The organism is Pseudomonas sp. NPDC088429 (assembly GCF_044753305.1).
Classification (GTDB): domain Bacteria; phylum Pseudomonadota; class Gammaproteobacteria; order Pseudomonadales; family Pseudomonadaceae; genus Aquipseudomonas; species Aquipseudomonas rustica.
In genome coordinates, this window is sequence record NZ_JBIVMX010000102.1 from 3,104 (window position 1) to 4,437 (window position 1,334).

At 61.9% G+C, this 1,334-nt stretch carries 1 protein-coding gene and 1 pseudogene; both read right to left on the reverse strand.

What is annotated here, in order from left to right:
* The coding region (locus ACIP66_RS27140; protein ID WP_400652236.1) for a cell division protein FtsQ/DivIB at positions 1–862 on the reverse strand (862 nt) is incomplete at its 3' end.
* A gap of 4 nt (positions 863–866) precedes the next feature.
* Positions 867–1,334, reverse strand: a pseudogene (locus tag ACIP66_RS27145) (hypothetical protein); the annotation flags it as partial.

Genomic DNA, 1,334 nt, shown 5'->3' on the forward strand with positions numbered 1-1,334 from the left:
ACATAGCGACAGCGGGTTGGGCTGTCGTCGGCGCTACAGGTTCCCGCCAGCCAACAGCGAGGCCGTTGGCGTAGCGCAGATCGATGCGCGCAATGTTCGTAATCTGGTCTTTAAGCGTCTTGTCATAGATGGCGATAAAGCGGCGCATCTTTTCCACCAAATTGCCGCGTCCCAGCAGCAGCTCGATGCCGGGGCCGGAACTGCCGGCACCGGTGGTCAGGAACCAGCTCCCGCGTTCACGCAATTCCAGGCGTGCAATCGAGAAGCCCAACGGCCGCAGCATCTGGCTCAGCACCTGATACTGCTGCATCACTTGCTGCTGAGCCCGTTGTGGGCCGAACAGCTGTGGCAGGTGTTCGTAGTTCGCCAGTTCCTTCGGCGTAAACGCCTGGCCCTGGTTGTTCAGCAACGACTCGTCGCCCCAACGCGCCACCGGCAACTGCTCTTCGAGGCGGATCACCACTTGGTCCGGCCACACCCGACGTACTTCGGCATGGGCGATCCAGGGCATCTGCTCAAGTTCGGTGCGCATCCCGGCCAGGTCGATGGTGAAGAAGCTCGACGCCACATACGGGGCGATGCGCTGCTGCACTGCTTGCTGGCTGATGTAGCTCAGGTCGCCCTGCACGGCGATCTTGGTGATCGGCCGGTCGGCGTACGGCAGCAAACGCGTTGCCCCTTCGTAGGTACCAAAGCCCAGCACAACCAGCAGCACCGGCCAGAACAGGCTTTTCAGAAAACCGAAATTGGCTTTCGGCAGGCGCGCGGACATCGGCTCTTTCGCCACCATTCGGCTGGCACCCCGCGGTACCGGCTTGCGGCCGGGTGCGGGTGGCTGATGTCTGAGCTGAGCGCCTTGCATGGTCTTAACCTCGCGCCTCTTGGGTAACTGCGCCTTCAACACTGGCGGCCAGAATGGCCAGTACCAGTTGCTGGAAATCCAGACCGGCAGCACGGGCCGCCATCGGCACCAGACTGTGATCGGTCATGCCCGGTGCGGTGTTCACTTCCAGGAACCAGAACTGCCCGTCGGCGTCCTGCATCACGTCCGCCCTGCCCCAACCGGCAATCCCCAGCGCCTCACTGGCCTTGGCCGTGAGATCCATGAGTTCCTTTTCCTTGGCGGCATCCAGCCCGCACGGAATGCGGTACTGGGTATCGTTGGCGATGTACTTGGCGTCGTAGTCGTAAAACGTGTGCGGTGTACCCAGGGCGATTGGAGGCAACACCTGGTCACGCAGGGTGGCGATGGTGAACTCCGGACCTTGAATCCATTGCTCACCTGGTCACGCAGGGTGGCGATGGTGAACTCCGGACCTTGAATCCAGTGCTCA